The organism is Sulfitobacter sp. F26169L (genome assembly GCF_026410285.1).
Lineage (GTDB): Bacteria > Pseudomonadota > Alphaproteobacteria > Rhodobacterales > Rhodobacteraceae > Sulfitobacter.
The window spans coordinates 460,525-479,588 of sequence record NZ_JAPMLP010000004.1 but is presented as its reverse complement, the minus strand read 5'-3'; the positions used below and the strand labels follow the sequence as shown (position 1 = coordinate 479,588).

The 19,064-nt window shown below is 57.0% G+C and carries 18 protein-coding genes; 8 read left to right on the top strand and 10 right to left on the bottom strand.

Features of this window, described 5'->3' with window-relative positions:
* Positions 1–15: 15 nt before the first annotated feature.
* Genes upp through OS189_RS11770 form a run of 4 tightly spaced genes read right to left on the bottom strand, consistent with a single transcriptional unit; the run spans position 16 to position 3,558 of the window.
* Positions 16–651, bottom strand: a complete 636-nt coding sequence (upp, locus tag OS189_RS11785) for a uracil phosphoribosyltransferase (protein ID WP_267167506.1) — start codon at positions 649–651, stop codon at positions 16–18.
* Positions 652–670: 19 nt separating this feature from the next.
* Complete coding sequence (locus OS189_RS11780) at positions 671–1,861, bottom strand: phosphopentomutase (protein ID WP_267167505.1); 1,191 nt, start codon at positions 1,859–1,861, stop codon at positions 671–673.
* The gene (locus OS189_RS11775) at positions 1,861–3,165 is read right to left on the bottom strand and encodes a thymidine phosphorylase (RefSeq protein ID WP_267167504.1); all 1,305 of its coding nucleotides are present in this window, start codon (positions 3,163–3,165) and stop codon (positions 1,861–1,863) included. The genes OS189_RS11780 and OS189_RS11775 overlap by 1 nt, the downstream gene beginning before the upstream one ends.
* Positions 3,166–3,558: a cytidine deaminase gene (locus OS189_RS11770; protein ID WP_267167503.1), complete on the bottom strand. Its 393-nt coding sequence runs from the start codon at positions 3,556–3,558 to the stop codon at positions 3,166–3,168. It lies immediately after the preceding gene.
* A gap of 180 nt (positions 3,559–3,738) precedes the next feature.
* Between OS189_RS11770 and OS189_RS11765 the strand changes: the two genes are divergently transcribed.
* Positions 3,739–6,012, top strand: a complete 2,274-nt coding sequence (locus OS189_RS11765; RefSeq protein ID WP_267167502.1) for an NADP-dependent malic enzyme — start codon at positions 3,739–3,741, stop codon at positions 6,010–6,012.
* Positions 6,013–6,076: 64 nt separating this feature from the next.
* On the opposite strand, the gene OS189_RS11760 is transcribed toward OS189_RS11765, so the two are convergent.
* On the bottom strand, positions 6,077–6,490 hold the full coding sequence (locus OS189_RS11760) for a hypothetical protein (RefSeq protein ID WP_267167501.1): 414 nt from the start codon (positions 6,488–6,490) through the stop codon (positions 6,077–6,079).
* Between the two features lie 268 nt (positions 6,491–6,758).
* Between OS189_RS11760 and OS189_RS11755 the strand changes: the two genes are divergently transcribed.
* Together OS189_RS11755 and OS189_RS11750 are read left to right on the top strand one after the other, a co-directional pair.
* Entirely contained in the window at positions 6,759–8,651 is a 1,893-nt protein-coding gene (locus tag OS189_RS11755; protein ID WP_267167500.1) for a propionyl-CoA synthetase, read from the top strand.
* 128 nt (positions 8,652–8,779) lie between these two features.
* Positions 8,780–8,926: a hypothetical protein gene (locus tag OS189_RS11750; protein WP_267167499.1), complete on the top strand. Its 147-nt coding sequence runs from the start codon at positions 8,780–8,782 to the stop codon at positions 8,924–8,926.
* Positions 8,927–9,055: 129 nt separating this feature from the next.
* Here the strand turns inward: OS189_RS11750 and OS189_RS11745 are convergent, their stop codons facing one another.
* Complete coding sequence (locus OS189_RS11745) at positions 9,056–9,253, bottom strand: CsbD family protein (RefSeq protein WP_267167498.1); 198 nt, start codon at positions 9,251–9,253, stop codon at positions 9,056–9,058.
* 126 nt (positions 9,254–9,379) lie between these two features.
* Positions 9,380–10,141, bottom strand: coding sequence for an NAD kinase (locus OS189_RS11740; RefSeq protein WP_267167497.1), 762 nt, complete (start codon positions 10,139–10,141; stop codon positions 9,380–9,382).
* A 213-nt stretch (positions 10,142–10,354) separates the two neighbouring features.
* Between OS189_RS11740 and glyA the strand changes: the two genes are divergently transcribed.
* Complete coding sequence (glyA, locus tag OS189_RS11735) at positions 10,355–11,632, top strand: serine hydroxymethyltransferase (RefSeq protein ID WP_267167496.1); 1,278 nt, start codon at positions 10,355–10,357, stop codon at positions 11,630–11,632.
* A gap of 52 nt (positions 11,633–11,684) precedes the next feature.
* Positions 11,685–12,080 carry a (R)-mandelonitrile lyase gene (locus OS189_RS11730; RefSeq protein WP_267167495.1) on the top strand — a complete coding sequence of 132 codons (396 nt, stop codon included), beginning with the start codon at positions 11,685–11,687 and terminating at the stop codon, positions 12,078–12,080.
* A 4-nt stretch (positions 12,081–12,084) separates the two neighbouring features.
* Here the strand turns inward: OS189_RS11730 and OS189_RS11725 are convergent, their stop codons facing one another.
* Positions 12,085–12,459 carry a hypothetical protein gene (locus OS189_RS11725; RefSeq protein ID WP_267167494.1) on the bottom strand — a complete coding sequence of 125 codons (375 nt, stop codon included), beginning with the start codon at positions 12,457–12,459 and terminating at the stop codon, positions 12,085–12,087.
* A 54-nt stretch (positions 12,460–12,513) separates the two neighbouring features.
* On the opposite strand from OS189_RS11725, the gene OS189_RS11720 reads away from it, so the two are divergent.
* Positions 12,514–13,275 (top strand): alpha/beta fold hydrolase, encoded by a 762-nt coding sequence (locus OS189_RS11720; RefSeq protein ID WP_267167493.1) that lies wholly within the window; start codon positions 12,514–12,516, stop codon positions 13,273–13,275.
* 58 nt (positions 13,276–13,333) lie between these two features.
* On the opposite strand, the gene OS189_RS11715 is transcribed toward OS189_RS11720, so the two are convergent.
* A complete protein-coding gene (locus tag OS189_RS11715) occupies positions 13,334–13,564 on the bottom strand; it encodes a hypothetical protein (protein WP_267167492.1) in 231 nt (76 codons plus the stop codon).
* Between the two features lie 131 nt (positions 13,565–13,695).
* On the opposite strand from OS189_RS11715, the gene carB reads away from it, so the two are divergent.
* Positions 13,696–17,043: a carbamoyl-phosphate synthase large subunit gene (gene carB / locus OS189_RS11710; protein WP_267167491.1), complete on the top strand. Its 3,348-nt coding sequence runs from the start codon at positions 13,696–13,698 to the stop codon at positions 17,041–17,043.
* Between the two features lie 306 nt (positions 17,044–17,349).
* A complete protein-coding gene (locus OS189_RS11705) occupies positions 17,350–18,474 on the top strand; it encodes a beta-ketoacyl-ACP synthase III (RefSeq protein ID WP_267167490.1) in 1,125 nt (374 codons plus the stop codon).
* Between the two features lie 49 nt (positions 18,475–18,523).
* On the opposite strand, the gene OS189_RS11700 is transcribed toward OS189_RS11705, so the two are convergent.
* Entirely contained in the window at positions 18,524–18,982 is a 459-nt protein-coding gene (locus OS189_RS11700) for a hypothetical protein (protein WP_267167489.1), read from the bottom strand.
* Between the last annotated feature and the right edge of the window lie 82 nt (positions 18,983–19,064).

The window sequence follows — 19,064 nt, the reverse complement described above, 5'->3', positions numbered from 1 at the left end:
ATCTAATCACATTCGCTATTTGGTGCCGAACATTCGGTCGCCTGCATCGCCTAGTCCGGGGATGATGTATCCAACCTCGTTAAGCTTTTCATCCACCGAAGCCGTGACAATCGGAACATCCGGATGCGCCTCTTTCATGCGGGCGATACCCTCGGGGGCGGCCAGCAGACAAAGGAAGATGATGTTGTTCGCGCCTGCCTGCTTAAGCAGGTCAATCGCCGCGACCGAGGAATTGCCGGTTGCCAGCATCGGATCAACCGCAATCACCAACCGGTCGTTTAGGCCTTCGGGAACCTTGAAATAATACTGCACAGGTTTCAGCGTAACCTCGTCACGGTAAAGCCCGACAAACCCGACACGTGCAGCAGGGATAAGTTCAAGCACACCGTCAAGCAGGCCGTTTCCCGCGCGCAGGATGCTGATCAATGCCAGTTTCTTGCCATCCAGTGTGGGCGCATCCATTTCCTGCATCGGGGTTTCGATACGCTTGGTCGTCATTGCCAGATTGCGCGTGACCTCATAGGCCAGCAGTTGGCTGATTTCGCGCAGCAACTGGCGAAAAACGGCAGTGGGCGTGTTTTTATCCCGCATGATGGTCAGCTTGTGCTGTACCAGCGGATGATCCACTACGGTGAGATGTCGATCGCTCATGTCCGGCTCCTTGATTGATTTACGCAACATCTACGCCCAGATGCCGCGCAACAAAAGCCGCAACATCGGCAAAACCGATATGGCCCAATGTACCGGCCCCCGCACCTGCAACCAGAACGGGCACGCGTTCCCGCGTGTGGTCTGTGCCGGTCCACGTGGGATCATTGCCGTGATCCGCAGTCAGCACCATAATATCGCCCTCGCGCAGCTGCGCTATCAGCGATCCGATTTTCGCATCGAACCATTCCAGCGCGCTTGCATAGCCCGGCACGTCGCGACGATGACCGAAGAGACTATCGAATTCGACAAAATTCGCAAACGTAAGGCTCCCGTCGGGTGCATCGCGTACCAAATCCGCCAAATGCTCCATCAGTTGGGCGTCACTGCCTTTGCGCACCTCGTCAAACCCCTGCATAGAGAAGATATCACCGATCTTGCCAACTGCAAAAGTGGCGCGGCCTGCGTTCTGGACCCAGTTGCTCAGCACAGGTTCGGGCGGCATGATTGCAAAATCGCGCCGGTTTGGCGTGCGGGTAAACCCCTGTGCGGCATCACCGGTGAACGGGCGCGCGATCACGCGTCCCACGCGCATCTCGTGTAACGCCGGCGCGATATCGGCGCAGAGCCTTAGCAAGCGTTCAAGTCCAAAGGTTTCTTCGTGCGCGGCAATCTGGAAAACGCTATCCGCAGAAGTGTAACAGATCGGCAATCCGGTGCGCATATGCTCGGCACCCAGCTTTTCGATGATCGCCGTGCCCGGCGCGTGGCAATTGCCAAGGATACCGTCCGTCCCCGCTGCTGCGCTTACCAGCGCCACAAGGTTTTCGTCGAACGAGTCTTCGACCCTCTCGAAATAGTGCCATGCCCAAGGCACCGGCAAACCCGCCAGCTCCCAATGACCTGACGGGGTATCCTTACCACGCGACACCTCTGTTGCAGCACCCCATGTTCCTGTCAGCGGCACATCTAACGTGGAAATTTCCAGCCCGCTCGCCGCTTTGATCGCAGCGCCCAGCCCCAGACCCGCCAGAGCAGGCACATCCAGCGGACCTGTGCGCCCCTCTTCTGCCAGCCCTGCCGCGCAGGCCTGCGCGATGTGACCCACGGTATTCGCTCCCGTATCAGGCACATCCCCGTTGAAAAATGTTTCAGCGTCCGGCGCGCCGCCAATTCCAACGGAATCCATCACTACCAGAAATGCGCGTGCCATCATCCTATATGCTCCAAAATCAGATCCGGTGTATCCACCGCGCCATCCCCCAGCTTTATTGCTGTCCGCACCGCTGCAACGGCACGGTCTGCCTGCATGGGCCGGGACGTATGAACCACGCACAACGGCTGCCCCTTTTTGACGCGTGCGCCGATGCGAACGACATCCGACAAGCCAACAGCAGGATCGACCAAATCAGTTTCAATCTTGCGCCCCCCGCCCAGCTCGACAACAGCAAGGCCCAGAGCCTCCGCATCTATTGCCTGCACGACACCTGCCGATTGCGCAGTGACTTCGCGCATGACGGTTGCTTCGGGCAAGAAGCGCTGCCAATCTTCAACAAAGCGTACAGGCCCCCCCAAAGCCGCAATCATTGCGCCAAAACGCTCTGCTGCGCGGCCATTTGCAATAGAGTCGGCGATTTGCACAGCCCCCGCATCGGCATCTTTTGCCAGACCGGCACCCGCCAGCAGCACACCGCCCAGCGCTGCGCACAGATCAACAATCGGGCCGTGCGCATCCCCGCGCAGCACGCGCATGACCTCGGCCACCTCAAGTGCGTTGCCGAGACTGGGCACAAGCGGCTGGCTCATATCGCTGATGATTGCGCGTGTTGGGCATCCGGCGGCGTTTGCCGTGCCCACCAGTGCCTGCGCAAGCGCGCGCGCGGCCTCCATATCTTTCATGAATGCGCCCGAGCCTACTTTTACATCCAGCACCAACCCGTCCAGACCTGCAGCCAGCTTTTTGCTGAGGATCGAAGCGGTGATCAGATCAAGGCTGTCCACCGTGGCCGTCACATCACGCACCGCATAAAGCCGCTTGTCTGCTGGCGCGATATCACCCGTCGCGCCGACAATGGCACAGCCCACCTGACCGATCACAGTGCGCAACCGCGTTTCATCAAGCATCACGTTGACGCCGGGGATCGCCTCAAGCTTGTCAAGCGTTCCGCCCGTGTGGCCCAATCCGCGCCCCGATATCATCGGCACGTAAGCCCCGCACGCGGCCAGCGCGGGGGCCAGAACAAGACTAACGCAATCCCCCACCCCGCCGGTCGAGTGTTTGTCCAGCACCGGCTTGTCCATCTCCCAGCGCAGCACACGACCCGAAGCGCACATGGCTTGCGTTAGCGCCACGCGCCCCGCCTCATCCAGTCCGTTACGGCAAACGCCCATAGCGAATGCACCGGCCTGCGCGGCGCTCAAAGTTTGATCTGCCAGCGCACCGGCGATCCATGTCAGTTCGTCTGCGCTCAGCGCTTGGGCGTGGCGCAATTTTGCAAGAATGGTGCGTGCGTCCATTTAACCCCCCAGAAATGACGGATCGAACGCACCGGGCAGCAGATCGGCGATGCTCAATACCTGCTCGCTTCCCTCAACGGTCGCCATTGTAACGCGCACATCGCCCGCGCCGAATTCAGCCAGTTTTTGACGGCATCCGCCGCAAGGTGTCACGGGCAAAGGCGATCCCGCCACGACATAGGCTTCGGTAAACACGGTCTCCCCCGCCGCCACCATTGCGGCAATTGCACCTGCCTCGGCACAGGTCCCTTCGGGATAGGCTACGTTTTCAACATTACATCCGCGATAGATGGTACCTGATGCCCCCCGCAACGCGGCACCCACCTTGAAACCGGAATAAGGCGCATGTGCGTTTTCCCGCACTGCTATTGCTGCCTGCCGCAAATCTGTCACGTACTCATCCTCTTACTCTTATGGTTCACCACCCTAGCCGCACATGCGCAGGAATGAGAAGGGTTTCATTAGCGAAACTTTGCACCGGACCGCCGAATTTGTGCCCCGCACAAAAATCCCCGCTAGCCTTTTTCAGGCAATAGTTTAACACTAAACTAAATCTTAAAACGAGGTTCGTCTATGTCCGACAATGCCAACAATCGCCAAGCTGCACTTGATTACCACGCCTTTCCCAAGCCCGGAAAGCTGGAGGTGCGCGCCACCAAACCTTTGGCAAACGGTCGCGATCTGGCCCGTGCTTATAGTCCCGGTGTGGCGGAAGCCTGCATTGAAATACAAAACGATCCGGCAACCGCCGCGCTCTACACATCACGCGCGAATCTGGTTGCGGTTGTGACAAACGGAACAGCGGTTCTGGGCCTTGGCAACATTGGCGCGCTGGCCTCCAAGCCGGTGATGGAGGGAAAGGCGGTTCTGTTCAAAAAGTTCGCCAATATTGATTGCTTTGACATAGAGGTAAACCAGTCCGATCCTGAAAAACTGGCCGATATCGTTTGCGCGCTGGAGCCGTCCTTCGGCGCAATCAACCTTGAAGACATCAAGGCACCCGATTGCTTTACGGTCGAACGTATCTGCAACGAGCGGATGAACATTCCGGTTTTCCACGATGACCAGCACGGCACCGCTATTGTTGTCGGGGCCGCGGCGACCAACGCGCTCTATGTGGCCAAAAAGAAATTCGAAGACATCAAGATTGTCTCGACCGGTGGCGGCGCTGCGGGCATCGCCTGCCTCAACATGCTGCTGAAACTGGGCGTGAAACGTGAAAACGTCTGGCTTTGTGATATTCACGGGCTTGTCTATGAAGGTCGCGAAGTCGACATGAACCCCATCAAGTCCGAATTCGCGCAGAGGACCGACCTGCGTACGCTGGATGATGTGATCTCAGGTGCCGATATGTTTCTTGGCCTGTCAGGCCCGAATGTGCTGACATCCGAAATGGTTGCAAAAATGACAAATGCGCCGATCATTTTCGCGCTTGCAAACCCCAACCCCGAAATCATGCCAGACGCCGCGCGCGCGGTTTCGCCGGATGCCATTATAGCAACGGGGCGGTCCGATTTCCCCAATCAGGTGAATAACGTTCTGTGTTTCCCTTTCATCTTTCGCGGTGCGCTGGATGTCGGGGCGACCACCATCAACGACGAGATGAAGATCGCCTGTATTGAAGGCATCGCCGCACTTGCGCGTGAAACAACCTCGGCCGAGGCCGCCGCCGCTTACCAGGGAGAGCAACTGACCTTCGGGCCGGATTATCTGATCCCGAAACCGTTCGATCCGCGTCTGGTCGGCATTGTGTCCTCTGCCGTGGCCAAGGCTGCGATGGACACAGGCGTAGCCACCCGCCCGATTGACGATCTGGAAGCTTACAAGATCAAGCTCGACAGCTCGGTTTTCAAATCCGCGCTCTTGATGCGCCCCGTCTTCCAAGCGGCGCGAAGCGTCTCCCGCCGAATTGTATTTGCAGAGGGCGAGGACGAGCGTGTGCTGCGCGCGGCTCAAGCCATGCTGGAAGAAACAACCGAGCGCCCGATCCTGATCGGCCGTCCCGATGTGATCAAACGGCGGATGGAAAAGACGGGGCTGACATTGAAATTGGGCGATGAAGTAGATGTTGTGAACCCCGAAAAAGATCCACGCTATCGGGATTACTGGGAGACATATCACGGCCTGCTGGCCCGGCGCGGCGTTTCCCCCGATATCGCCCGTGCAATCATGCGCACCAACACAACGGCCATTGGCGCCGTTATGGTCCACCGTGGCGAAGCGGATAGTCTGATCTGTGGCACCTTTGGCGAAACCCAATGGCACCTGAACTATATCGAGCAGGTTCTGGGCCGTGACGGTCTGCGCGCGCATGGTTCTCTTTCGATGATGATTTTGGAAGACGGGCCGCTGTTTATTGCCGACACGCAGGTGCATCGCCATCCCACGCCCGAACAACTGGCAGAAATCGCAATCGGCGCGGCGCGTCACGTCCGCCGGTTTGGCATTACCCCGAATGTTGCCATGTGTTCGCAATCGCAATTCGGCAATCAGGGCGAAGGTTCGGGCAGCCGTTTACGCCGCGCCATTCGCATACTGGACGCAGAAAACCACGATTTCTGCTATGAAGGCGAGATGAACATCGATACAGCGCTTGATCCGGAATTGCGCAAGCGCCTGTTCCCGCAAAACCGCATGGAAGGGCCTGCCAACGTGCTGGTCTTCGCCCACGCCGATGCTGCTTCCGGTGTGCGCAACATCCTGAAAATGAAAGGCGGCGGGCTTGAAGTTGGGCCGATCCTGATGGGCATGGGCAACCGTGCGCATGTTGTCTCCCCCTCCATCACCGCGCGCGGATTGCTGAACATGGCCGCAATTGCGGGAACGCCGGTGGCCGAATACGGCTGAAAAACCTAAAAAGCCGCGCCTGTAGCAGGTGCGGCTTTTTTCTGTTCCGTGGTTTTGCTTCGCTTTACAGTGGACGGATACGGCCCGTCAGCGCGCGCTGTGGCGCATACGAGCGCTTGGGCGCGTAAATTGTGATCAAATCGCCATTGATCGCAACCACGCCGCAGTTGTCATATTTCTCACGCTTGCGGATTTTCTTGCCCTGCTTGCGGCGGCGCTCTTCGTAAAAGCGGCGGTTCGGATCTTCGAGGCACAGCCGGTTGCCGCGCACTTCCCAATGGGTCAATGTTTCACGCGAGTATTTCCCATTGCTTTCCCAAGTGGATTCGCCCGATGGCAGCATCTTTACGATAAATTGCGTTGCTGCGCCTTTCGGTGGCTTTTTGTCGCCGACAGGACACGGAAACAGCTTTGTGCTTGTCAGACGCTCAGTCAATGCGGCACCTGCCAACACGTTTTCCGGATAGACCGTCTGCATACAGGCAGACCGGCAGCCGCTAGCAAAGCACCGGTTTTCTTCACACCAGTTCCCCCGAGGAATTTCTTCATTTCAACGCCCTGACAGGGGCTAATGTAAAATATACTTCTAAGCTTCGGAGCTTATCAGCAACCCTGATGACCCGCGTTAGCGCTCTCAAAAAACAAGTAAATTATTTTACACAAAGGTAGTACGCTTGGCGTATTACGCTTGCTGAAATGGCGGCGCGCCGCCAGAAACAGTACCAACCACGAGGGAGGAAGCCGCCATGGGATACGCAGAGGTTTATAAAGCCGCACAAACTGATCCGGAAGCATTCTGGCTGGAGCAGGCGCGCGCGATTGACTGGGTCAAGGCTCCGGACCGTGCACTTTTTGACAAGGGTGATGGCCTGTTCGAGTGGTATGCAGATGCGCAAGTGAACGGGTGTTACAATGCCGTGGACCGTCACGTGGTGAACGGGCGCGGCGATCAGGCGGCAATTATTCACGACAGCCCGATCACAGGCACCAAGCAAACTATCACCTTCGCCCAATTGCAAACCCGCGTTTCAGCGCTGGCCGGTGCGCTGGTTGCGCGCGGCGTGACCAAAGGCGACCGCGTGATCATCTATATGCCTATGGTCCCCGAAGCGGTAGAGGCTATGCTGGCCTGCGCGCGCATCGGCGCAATCCATTCTGTTGTATTCGGCGGGTTTGCCTCCAACGAATTGGCCGTGCGTATCGACGACTGCACGCCCAAGGCGATTATCGCCGCATCCTGCGGGCTGGAGCCGAACCGCGTAGTGCATTACAAGCCGCTGCTGGACGGCGCCATTGAGATGGCCGCGCACAAGCCCGATACATGCATCATTTTGCAACGTGAACAAGAGATTTGCGATCTGATCGAGGGCCGCGATCTGGAATGGCACGCGGCGATCGCCGCAGGCACACCAGCGGATTGCGTGCCCGTCTCAGGAAACCACCCCGCCTATATCCTCTATACCTCAGGCACCACAGGCGCGCCGAAGGGTGTGGTGCGCCATACGGCGGGGCATCTGGTTGCGCTGAACTGGACCATGAAGAACATCTATAACGTCGATCCGGGAGAAGTGTTTTGGGCCGCGTCCGATGTGGGCTGGGTCGTCGGCCACAGCTATATTGCGTATGGTCCGCTGATCCACGGCAACACCACCGTGGTGTTTGAGGGAAAGCCCGTGGGCACACCGGATGCCGGCACGTTCTGGCGCGTGATCGAAGAACATAACGTACGCAGCTTTTTCACGGCCCCCACAGCCATTCGTGCCGTCAAACGCGAAGATCCGGACGGGCTGGAGATTGGCAAGTATGATCTTAGCTGCCTGCGCGCGCTGTATCTGGCAGGGGAACGTGCCGATCCCGATACGATCATCTGGGCGCAGGAAAAGCTGGGCAAGCCGGTCTATGACCACTGGTGGCAAACCGAAACCGGCTTTACCATCGCAGGCAACCCTGCGGGATTGGAAGCACTACCGGTCAAAATCGGGTCACCAACCGTACCGATGCCCGGCTATGATGTGCAGATTCTGGACGAGGCAGGCCATCCCGTTGCCGCCGACACTCTCGGCTCGATAGCGATCAAGCTGCCCCTGCCACCGGGCACATTGCCAACCCTCTGGAACGCTGAAGACCGTTTCCGCAAAAGCTACCTCTCCCACTTTCCGGGATATTACGAAACCGGTGATGCGGGGATGATCGACAAAGACGGATATCTTTATATCATGGCGCGCACCGACGATGTGATCAACGTAGCGGGACATCGTCTATCTACCGGCGCGATGGAGGAAGTTTTGGCTAACCATCCCGACGTTGCGGAATGTGCTGTGATCGGGGCAAGTGATCCTTTGAAAGGTCAGGCACCAGTCGGGTTTGTCTGCCTCACTAAAGGTGTCGAGCGTTCCCATGATGACATCACCGCCGAATGTGTCAAAATGGTCCGCGACCGGATCGGTCCGGTGGCCGCATTTAAACTGGCGGTTGTGGTGGACCGCTTGCCAAAGACACGGTCAGGCAAAATTCTGCGGGCGACAATGGTCAAAATTGCTGACTGCGAATCTTTCAAATTGCCGGCGACGATTGACGATCCCGCCGTTCTGGATGAGATAAAGACCGCGCTGCAAACCATTGGCTACGCCCGAGCCTGAAAAACTATGTTATGATCCCGCATGTGGTGAATTCCGTCGAACTGCCATAATCTGACCTGCGCTTTCTGCATAGGTTGTCGGAAGAAAGAGGTGCTAGAGAGCAGTCCCTACAGTCATCAACTTACGCTATGGCCGGCTATACCGCAGCCTACATGCTCCTGCACCCGCAAGCATTGATAGACGGCAGCCTTGCCGGGCCCGGTTTCAGTCAAGCGGGTAATGCGTTTTTTCAAAAGCATCACAAGTTGACCCATCCAGTGTTCGCAGCATTATGAGTGCAACGGTTTCATTTTTTTTCTTACTTCTACGCGATATTCACAGCTACTGGCGATAGCCACGCAAAAGGGCGGCCAGTCTGGCCGCCCTGGTCTATTTGTCTACAAAACCGTGTGTAGGCTGCTGTCTTAGTGCTTGGCAGCGAACTCGTCGACCTGCTTTTCGGCCTCTTCTTTCGCGATGCCATATTTGGCCTGAATCTTGCCTACCAATTGCTCGCGGTCACCTTCGGCTTCTTGGATTTCATCATCCGTCAATTCGCCCCATTGCTCTTTGACTTTGCCGGTCATCTGCTTCCAGTTGCCTTTTACTGTATCCCAGTTCATCTGAATTCTCCTTCTATTACAATCTGGAGGAGCGTGTCGCGAAGGACTTTTCCTCCACTGCGCCTTCTCATTGAACGAACACGCCAGCACCAAAAAAGTTCCCGAAATCTCAGGTCGACTACAAGATCAGTTGAACTGTTCAGAGATCAGGCGCTCTTCCAGCCCGTGTCCGGGATCAAACAGAATTGTATGAACGATACTCGGCTCTGAACGTATCTGGACAGATGCGACATCACGGTAGCTGGTGCCATCAGCATCCGCCATCACGGGGCGCTTTTCCGGCTCTCCCACGTCAAAGCGTACCACGGCGGTTTTGGGCAACAGCGCCCCCCGCCAGCGGCGGGGCCGGAACGCTGCCATTGCAGTAAGAGCCAGAACATCCGCACCAATCGGCAGAATCGGGCCGTGTGCCGAATAGTTGTAGGCGGTTGATCCCGCAGGGGTTGCCACCAATGCGCCATCACAGACCAGTTCCTGCATCCGCAACCGCCCGTCGACCGTGATCTGGAGCTTGGCTGCCTGTGGTCCCTGCCGCAACAGCGCCACTTCGTTCAGCGCCAGTGCGCGCGATTCCCGCCCGTCGACATGCGTGGCCTTCATCGACAGCGGGTTGATCTCGGCCACTTCAGCCGCAGCAAGACGCGCGCGCAAATCACCCTCGACGTAATTGTTCATCAAAAACCCGATGGTGCCACGGTTCATCCCATACACTGGCGCCCGCAATTTTTGGGTGGCATGCAGCGTATGAAGCATGAAGCCATCACCGCCCAGCGCAACAATTACGTCAGCCTCCTCTGGCGCGACATCGCCATACCGCCCGATCAAGGCCGCACGTGCTGTTTGTGCCACCGGCGTGCGACTGGCCAAAAAGGATATCTTTTGAGGCATGTTGTTTCCGATCTGCGCCGCTTTCCACCCAGACAATCACAATATCCCCATGCGCACCAGCACCCCACCCTCAAAACTATGAAGCAGTGAAAATTGCGGATGCATATTGTTTACGGCGCATCTATCTCTTGCGCAGTCGTTTTCACATCTTCACCACGGCGTGCGTTTCCGATACGAAACACCACATCAGGACCTCACGCTCAAGGAGCCCCCATGTCAGATTTCTTCACCCGCTCGCTTGCCGATGCCGATCCCGCCATCGCGGACGCCACTAACAAAGAACTTGCGCGCCAGCGCAACGAGATCGAACTGATCGCATCAGAGAACATCGTTTCTGCCGCCGTCATGGAAGCGCAGGGCAGCGTGATGACCAACAAATACGCCGAGGGCTATCCGGGACGTCGCTATTACGGCGGCTGCCAGTTTGTGGATATCGCCGAGCAACTGGCGATTGACCGCGCGTGTGAGCTGTTTGATTGCGGCTTTGCCAACGTGCAGCCAAACTCCGGCTCGCAGGCCAACCAAGGTGTGTTTCAGGCGCTGCTGACCCCTGGCGATACGATTCTTGGCATGTCTCTTGATGCCGGCGGCCACCTGACCCACGGCGCAAAGCCGAACCAGTCAGGCAAATGGTTCAACGCAATCCAGTACGGTGTGCGCAAACAGGACAATCTGCTGGATTACGATCAGGTGCAGGCCCTCGCGACCGAGCATAAGCCGAAGATGATCATCGCAGGTGGTTCCGCCATTCCGCGCCAGATTGATTTCGCCCGCATGCGCGAGATCGCCGACAGCGTTGGCGCCTATCTGCATGTCGATATGGCGCACTTCGCAGGCCTTGTAGCGGCTGGCGAACATCCCTCTCCCTTCCCTCATGCGCATGTCGCCACCACCACCACGCACAAAACCCTGCGCGGCCCGCGCGGCGGCATGATCCTGACCAATGACGAAGCACTGGCGAAAAAGTTCAACTCTGCCATCTTCCCGGGTATTCAGGGTGGACCGCTGATGCACGTTATCGCAGCCAAGGCTGTGGCATTCGGCGAAGCGCTTCAGCCGGAATTCAAAACCTACATCAAGCAGGTTATCACCAACGCACAGGCATTGTCGGATCAGTTGATCAAGGGTGGCCTTGATACTGTGACCCACGGCACCGACACACATGTTGTGCTGGTTGATCTGCGCCCCAAAGGCGTGACAGGCAACATCGTGGACAAAGCGCTTGGCCGTGCGCATATTACCTGCAACAAAAACGGCGTACCGTTCGACCCCGAAAAGCCGACTGTTACGTCCGGCATTCGCCTTGGTTCTCCCGCAGGCACAACGCGCGGGTTCGGGGAGGCAGAGTTCCGCCAGATCGCCGACTGGATCGTCGAAGTTGTAGACGGGCTTGCCGCGAACGGTGACGATGGCAACAGCGAAGTCGAAGAAAGGGTAAAGGCAGAAGTCGAAGCGATGTGCGCCCGCTTCCCGATCTACCCCAACCTGTAATCCAATCGCGCGCCCTGATAGCGGGGCGCGCAAAAAAACCAAGGAAATAGCAATGATCATCCATCCCGCAGGCTCGCGCCCTTCCGGTAAAGGACCGGCCGACTATTTTACCGGCACGGTGCGGATGGACCCGCTGATCAGCGCGCCCGCCCCTGCCCGTCTGCAAGGGATTACTGTAACGTTTGAGGCCGGGGCGCGTACTGCATGGCATACTCATCCCCTGGGCCAGACCCTGATCGTGACCGCAGGTTCGGGCTTGGCACAACGCGAGGGCGGCCCGATTGAAACCATCCGCCCCGGCGACACCATCTATTTCGAGCCGAATGAAAAACACTGGCACGGCGCGGCGCCTGATGTCGCGATGACCCATATCGCATTGCAAGAAGAACTCGACGGCTCAACTGTAACATGGATGGAACACGTCACAGACGAGGAATACGGAGCTTGATCCGTCAGACGTAGCCGCGCCACCACAGCCAGACTATAAACAGCACTGCGACCAAAATCAGGTTAGCAGCCACCGCACCGGCCATGCTGAGGAACCGTGCCTTGCGCATTTCGTTCTCGTCAAGCGATTCTAGATATTTGCGCATCTGCTCATAAGCCGCCTCAACCTGCGCGGCATCCACCTGACGCGCGGTTTTGGGGTTTTGCGCCAGCATTTCAGCACGCATCAACTCCGCGCCGCGCTTGCGCACCGCACGGGGCAAGCGCCGACCCGCGCGGCGCAAGGATTGGCGCAAATCGCGCCCCCGCACATTCAGTTTTTGCTGCATCAACCCGCGCAGCTTGCGCGACTTGGCCGCCATATCCTTGTCGGTGATCATACCCCTTGTCTAAGCCGCTGGCCTTACCGCTGCAATGGCGCTACGTCTTGGGACATGCTGAGCTTTACCGAATTCGGGGATGCATCCCCTGACACACCGCCCCTGATCATCGCGCATGGCCTGTTCGGGTCCGGTCGCAACTGGGGCGTTATCGCCAAACGCCTGTCCGATACCCGCCGCGTGATCACACCCGATATGCGCAACCACGGCCACAGCCCGCGTGCAGACACACAGACCTATGACGATATGGCAGATGATCTGGCTGAATTGATCCGCAATATCGGCGCGCCAGTCGATTTATGCGGTCATTCCATGGGCGGAAAGGCTGCGATGGTCGCGGCGCTAAAGCATCCCGACCTGATCCGCCGCCTGATTGTAGCAGACATTGCACCCGTCCCCTACAGCCACAGCCAGTCCCACCATATCGCCGCAATGCGCAGCGTCGATCTGAACAATCTCACCCGCCGCTCGGAAGCGGCCGAGCAGTTGGGTGCGCAAGGCGTCGATCCCGCGCTGCAAAGCTTTTTCACCCAATCGCTGGACGTCGCTGCAAAACGCTGGCGACTGAATCTTGATACGCTTGAAGCCGAGATGGAAAACATTATCGGCTTTCCCGAGGTATCGGGAGAATTCACAAACCCCACCTTGTTTCTAACAGGGGGCGACAGTGAATATGTGCTGCCCGCACACCGCGCGCATATCAAATCGCTGTTTCCTGCGGCGCGCTTTGCCAAACTCCCCGATGCGGGTCACTGGCTGCACGCGGATCGTCCCCGCGCATTTGAAGCGGCTGTTCGAACATATCTGGACGCCTGAACCGATCCCTTTATGGTCTGCGGATTTCTTTCCCTGCGATGCATAGGGGCCTTATACGCTAGTCGTAAAACACACCTGATTGCAGTATTTCGAATCCCTTGATCTCGAATTCATACATGCCCGATTGGTCCGCCTTTTCAGCCCGCGCAATCAGCTTTCCTGCATCGTTTCTGAACACGGCATGCGCCGTATGGATGGCACGGTAGCAATGGCTTCCATCAGGATAAACGTATTTGATCACGGGAAAGGCCCTTTCGCTCTCGTTGGATGGTGATGCAAGACGTACCATGGGCCAACGCGCCGACCCAGATAAATCAGGGCAGGACATCCGTATTCATATCTCGCCCGATTCCGCCTTGCACCCTGCGTCCCAATGCCTATAACCGCGAAAGTTTGCCAATTTTTCAGGGGGCCGGAGCCATGCCAAAGAGAACCGACATAAAGTCGATCATGATCATTGGTGCGGGGCCTATTGTGATCGGGCAGGCCTGCGAATTCGACTACTCCGGCGCGCAGGCGTGTAAGGCTCTGAAAGAAGAAGGCTATCGCGTTATCCTCGTCAACTCCAACCCAGCGACCATCATGACGGACCCAGGATTGGCCGATGCCACGTATATCGAACCGATCACACCGGAAATCGTGGCCAAGATCATCGAAAAAGAGCGCCCCGATGCGCTGCTGCCCACAATGGGCGGGCAAACCGGCCTGAACACCTCGCTCGCGCTTGAGGAAATGGGCGTTCTTGCGAAATACAACGTCGAGATGATCGGCGCCAAGCGTGAGGCCATCGAAATGGCCGAAGACCGCCAGTTGTTCCGCGAAGCGATGGACAGGCTCGGCATCGAAAACCCCAAAGCCACGATCTGTACTGCGCCAAAAGACGCAAACGGCAAGAAAGACCTCGCCGCAGGTGTGGCGCTGGCACTGGAAGCTCTGGAGGAAGTCGGCCTGCCGGCCATCATCCGCCCCGCCTTCACCATGGGCGGCACCGGCGGCGGCATCGCCTACAACCGTGAGGATTATGAATTCTACTGCCGCTCGGGTATGGATGCATCACCAATGGGGCAAATCCTGATTGATGAATCGCTGCTGGGCTGGAAAGAATTCGAAATGGAAGTCGTGCGCGACACCGCCGACAACGCCATCATCGTTTGCGCGATTGAGAACGTGGATCCGATGGGCGTGCATACAGGGGATTCGATCACAGTTGCCCCCGCGCTGACGCTGACGGACAAAGAATACCAGATCATGCGCAACCACTCGATTGCGGTCCTGCGCGAGATTGGTGTGGAAACAGGCGGCAGCAACGTACAATGGGCTGTAAACCCCGCCGATGGCCGGATGGTTGTGATTGAAATGAACCCGCGCGTGTCGCGCAGTTCTGCCCTTGCGTCCAAGGCCACTGGTTTTCCGATTGCAAAAATCGCGGCCAAGCTCGCCGTTGGGTTCACGCTGGACGAGTTGGATAATGACATCACCGGCGTGACCCCAGCCTCGTTCGAGCCAACGATTGACTATGTCGTTACCAAAATCCCCAAGTTTGCGTTTGAAAAATTCCCCGGCTCCGAACCCTACCTGACCACAGCGATGAAATCCGTGGGCGAGGCGATGTCAATTGGTCGGACCATCCACGAAAGCCTGCAAAAGGCGCTTGCTTCAATGGAATCCGGCCTAACGGGGTTTGACGAAATCGACATTCCCGGTGCGCCGGACAAAGCGGCGATCACCAAGGCGATTTCGAAAACCACGCCCGACCGGATGCGCACCATCGCTCAAGCCATGCGCCATGGCCTGTCCGACGACGACATTCACGCCACCACAATGTTCGACCCGTGGTTCCTTGCCCGCATCCGCGAGATCATCGAAGCTGAGGAAAAAGTGCGCGCCGACGGCATGCCAACCGATGAAAATGGTCTGCGCACGCTCAAAATGATGGGCTTTACCGATGCCCGTCTGGCACGGCTGACCGGACAAACCGAAAAGACCGTGCGCAAAGCGCGCCTGTCGCTGGGTGTGAAAGCCGTATTCAAACGGATTGATACCTGTGCTGCCGAGTTCGAGGCGCAAACACCTTACATGTACTCCACCTACGAGACGCCGATGATGGGTGACGCCGAGTGCGAAGCGCGCCCAAGTGATCGCCAGAAAGTTGTGATTCTCGGCGGCGGCCCCAACCGGATTGGCCAGGGCATCGAATTTGATTACTGCTGCTGCCACGCGTGTTACGCGCTGACAGATGCGGGTTACGAAACCATTATGGTTAACTGCAACCCCGAAACAGTCAGCACCGATTACGACACCTCCGACCGTTTGTATTTCGAACCACTCACCTTCGAACATGTGATGGAAATTCTGCGTGTTGAGCAGGAAAACGGCACGCTGCACGGCGTAATCGTGCAGTTCGGCGGCCAGACCCCGCTGAAGATTGCGCAGGCACTGCATGACGAAGGCATCCCGATCCTCGGCACTACGCCCGATATGATCGACCTCGCCGAAGATCGCGAGCGGTTCGCCGATCTGGTGCAAAACCTTGGACTGAAACAGCCGCACAATGGCATTGCCCATACCGATGCAGAAGCCTTCGAAATCGCCAAAGAGATTGGCTTTCCGCTGGTGATCCGCCCCTCTTATGTTCTGGGTGGCCGCGCGATGGAAATCGTGCGCGATCAGACCCAGCTGGAGCGGTATATCTCCGAAGCGGTTGTCGTCTCGGGTGACAGCCCCGTGTTGCTGGACAGCTACCTGTCCGGTGCCGTTGAACTGGACGTTGATGCGCTGTCGGATGGGACGGACGTACACGTTGCCGGTATCATGCAGCACATCGAAGAGGCAGGTGTGCACTCCGGCGACAGCGCCTGTTCACTTCCACCCTATTCCCTCGGCGACGACATCATCGCGCAGGTGGAAGTTCAGACAAAGGCACTAGCCAAGGCGCTGAACGTGGTCGGCCTGATGAACATCCAGTTTGCCATCAAACCCAATGCCGAAGGCACCGATGAAATCTTCCTGATCGAGGTCAACCCGCGGGCCTCGCGCACGGTGCCTTTCGTTGCCAAAGCAACCGACAGCGCGATCGCCAGCATTGCCGCCCGTATCATGGCCGGAGAGCCGCTCTCCAACTTCCCGCTGCGCCCGCCATACGATGCAAACGCCGCCTACAACGATGTTTTACCGCTGGGTGACCCGATGACATTGGCCGACCCGAACATGCCGTGGTTTTCCGTGAAGGAGGCTGTTCTGCCATTCGCCCGCTTCCCCGGCGTTGATACCATCCTCGGCCCCGAAATGCGCTCCACCGGTGAAGTGATGGGGTGGGACCGCGACTTCCCCCGTGCCTTCCTGAAGGCGCAGATGGGTGCCGGAAATATGCTGCCCCGCACTGGCAACGCATTTCTGTCTATCAAAGACGCAGACAAAACATCCGACGTTTTGAAAGCCGCGCAAATTCTGATTGATCAGTCCTTTACCATTGTCGCGACCCGTGGAACGGCCTCGTGGTTAACAGAACACAACATCCCCTGCGAAACGGTTAACAAAGTGTACGAAGGCCGCCCAGACATCACCGATATGATGAAAGACGGCCAGATCCACCTTGTGATGAACACAACCGAGGGCGCCCAAGCGGTGGAAGACAGCAAATCTATCCGGTCCATCGCGCTGTACGACAAAATTCCATACTACACGACAGCAGCGGGCTCCTATGCGGCGGTACTAGCGATAAAAGCGCAGGCGGAAGATGAGATTGGCGTGAAAGCGTTGCAGGGATAAGACCGGCCCGTGAAAAATGCTTTCACAGATTAGCGAAGGACACTTTCGACGAAAGAAAGCTGTCTTTCGCCTTGCTGTGCGGAAGTCGAAAATCGCGTTTTACATCCCGCGCCAGAATAATCCCTCTTTGGCAATTGTACGATTGACCTTGGTAAATTTCCCCATAGGCACTGTGTTAAAATCCCGTTAATCTGCGAACCATGGAACCGCAGTCACCGTCAGTGTTATGAGCCGCCAGCAGTAGTCTGGCAGTTTATCCACATGCGCTGGGTCGGCCAAGCCGCAGTCAGTAAAGAGGAAAATGAGATGTACACAGCAGCGATCACAGGCACAGGCGTCTTCACCCCCGATCAGGTGATCACAAACGCTGAACTGGTAAAGAGCTTTAACGCCTATGTGGACATCTATAATGCAGAAAACGAAGACAAAATCGCTGAAGGCAGCATGCCTGCAAAAGAACATTCCTCGGAGGAATTCATTTACAAAGCATCAGGGATTAACCAACGCTACGTAATTGATAAAACAGGAATTCTTGACCCTTTGGTTATGCACCCGCTGCTTCGCCAGCGAACTGATAATGAACCCTCCCTTATGGCTGAAATGGCGCTGGATGCAGCACACAAAGCTTTGGAGAGCGCGGGTAAAACGGCCGCTGACGTTGATGCGGTGATTTGTGCCGCGTCAAACCTGGAGCGCGCCTACCCCGCCGTTGCTATAGAAATTCAGGATCTGTTGCAGATCAACGGTTTTGCCTTCGATATGAATGTGGCTTGCTCTTCTGCCACCTTTGGTATCCAGGCCGCTGCAGATATGGTCCGCTCAGGCTCTATCCGTAGTGCGCTGGTAGTCAATCCGGAAATTTGCTCTGCCCATCTGGAATGGCGCGACCGCGACTGTCATTTCATCTTTGGCGATGTGGCGACTGCAACCCTGATTGAACGCGCGGAAAACGCCACTGGCCCCTACTTTGAAATAAGATCAACCCGTTGCGCTACAGATTTCTCCAACAATATTCGTAATAACAACGGCTTCCTACGCCGCTCGCGCCCCGACGGGGTGGCAGACCGTCGCGATATGCAATTCATGCAGAACGGACGCAAAGTGTTCAAGGAAGTGCTGCCCATGGTATCCGAGCACATTGGCAATCATATGGCGAACGAAGGGGTAGAGGCCGCTGATCTGAAACGTCTCTGGCTTCATCAAGCCAACAAATCCATGAATGATTTCATCGGCAAGAAAGTATTGGGACGCCTGCCGGAAGCGGGTGAGCAGCCAAACATCCTTCAGGATTATGCCAACACATCCTCCGCCGGTTCCATCATCGCCTTTTCAAAGTATTCAGACGATCTGCAGGATGGTGACACGGGGCTGATCTGCTCATTCGGTGCGGGTTACTCTGTCGGCTCGGTGATTGTACAAAAGCACGGTTAGGTTCCTGGTAAGCAATTCGGAAACCTTGCGCGGGTGCCTGTGATCGAAGTTAGACGCTCTCATCTTCCAGATGCAGCTTCATATCAACCAGCACCTGTTGCAGCATCGTCGTCTCTTTAAGCAGCCGCTTCGCCTCGTTCACGGTAATTTTTCCATCTGCGATAGATTGCTGATATTCGCCCATCAACATCGCAAAACGCTGGCTCAGGGCGATCACATCGGCATTTACACCGCCTTTGGAAGTATCGTTGGGCCGCCGTTCGTCATAATCCAGATGCGCGCCCGACAATTCCGCCAGCGCTTGGGTCACGTGAGGATAGCCCGCCGCGATTTCCAACGCAACGACGGCATCAATCGGCATAAACCGGTCCGCGTGTTCGTCATGGTCGGAGTAATAACGTCCCAAAGTTGCTTTCGACTTTCCGGTGACGTCACAGGCGGCCTCGATGCCCACAGCTTTAACCAAAGCTTCCGTGTGCTTTTTCAAATAGTTGCCCGCTGCATCCATTTTAAGTATCCTCAATCGGTGTGTGCTCTGAACAACATATCGTTCATACTGGCCAAGTCCTAGTGCAATTACCCCGCCGGAT

Bases quoted from the DNA above. Each gene is read 5' to 3' on its own strand.
- upp (WP_267167506.1), bottom strand. From the start codon at position 651: ATGAGCGATCGACATCTCACCGTAGTGGATCATCCGCTGGTACAGCAC.
- OS189_RS11780 (WP_267167505.1), bottom strand. From the start codon at position 1,861: ATGGCACGCGCATTTCTGGTAGTGATGGATTCCGTTGGAATTGGCGGC.
- OS189_RS11775 (WP_267167504.1), bottom strand. From the start codon at position 3,165: ATGGACGCACGCACCATTCTTGCAAAATTGCGCCACGCCCAAGCGCTG.
- OS189_RS11765 (WP_267167502.1), top strand. From the start codon at position 3,739: ATGTCCGACAATGCCAACAATCGCCAAGCTGCACTTGATTACCACGCC.
- OS189_RS11760 (WP_267167501.1), bottom strand. From the start codon at position 6,490: ATGCAGACGGTCTATCCGGAAAACGTGTTGGCAGGTGCCGCATTGACT.
- OS189_RS11755 (WP_267167500.1), top strand. From the start codon at position 6,759: ATGGGATACGCAGAGGTTTATAAAGCCGCACAAACTGATCCGGAAGCA.
- OS189_RS11750 (WP_267167499.1), top strand. From the start codon at position 8,780: ATGGCCGGCTATACCGCAGCCTACATGCTCCTGCACCCGCAAGCATTG.
- OS189_RS11745 (WP_267167498.1), bottom strand. From the start codon at position 9,253: ATGAACTGGGATACAGTAAAAGGCAACTGGAAGCAGATGACCGGCAAA.
- OS189_RS11740 (WP_267167497.1), bottom strand. From the start codon at position 10,141: ATGCCTCAAAAGATATCCTTTTTGGCCAGTCGCACGCCGGTGGCACAA.
- glyA (WP_267167496.1), top strand. From the start codon at position 10,355: ATGTCAGATTTCTTCACCCGCTCGCTTGCCGATGCCGATCCCGCCATC.
- OS189_RS11730 (WP_267167495.1), top strand. From the start codon at position 11,685: ATGATCATCCATCCCGCAGGCTCGCGCCCTTCCGGTAAAGGACCGGCC.
- OS189_RS11725 (WP_267167494.1), bottom strand. From the start codon at position 12,459: ATGATCACCGACAAGGATATGGCGGCCAAGTCGCGCAAGCTGCGCGGG.
- OS189_RS11720 (WP_267167493.1), top strand. From the start codon at position 12,514: ATGCTGAGCTTTACCGAATTCGGGGATGCATCCCCTGACACACCGCCC.
- OS189_RS11715 (WP_267167492.1), bottom strand. From the start codon at position 13,564: ATGGTACGTCTTGCATCACCATCCAACGAGAGCGAAAGGGCCTTTCCC.
- carB (WP_267167491.1), top strand. From the start codon at position 13,696: ATGCCAAAGAGAACCGACATAAAGTCGATCATGATCATTGGTGCGGGG.
- OS189_RS11705 (WP_267167490.1), top strand. From the start codon at position 17,350: ATGTACACAGCAGCGATCACAGGCACAGGCGTCTTCACCCCCGATCAG.
- OS189_RS11700 (WP_267167489.1), bottom strand. From the start codon at position 18,982: ATGGATGCAGCGGGCAACTATTTGAAAAAGCACACGGAAGCTTTGGTT.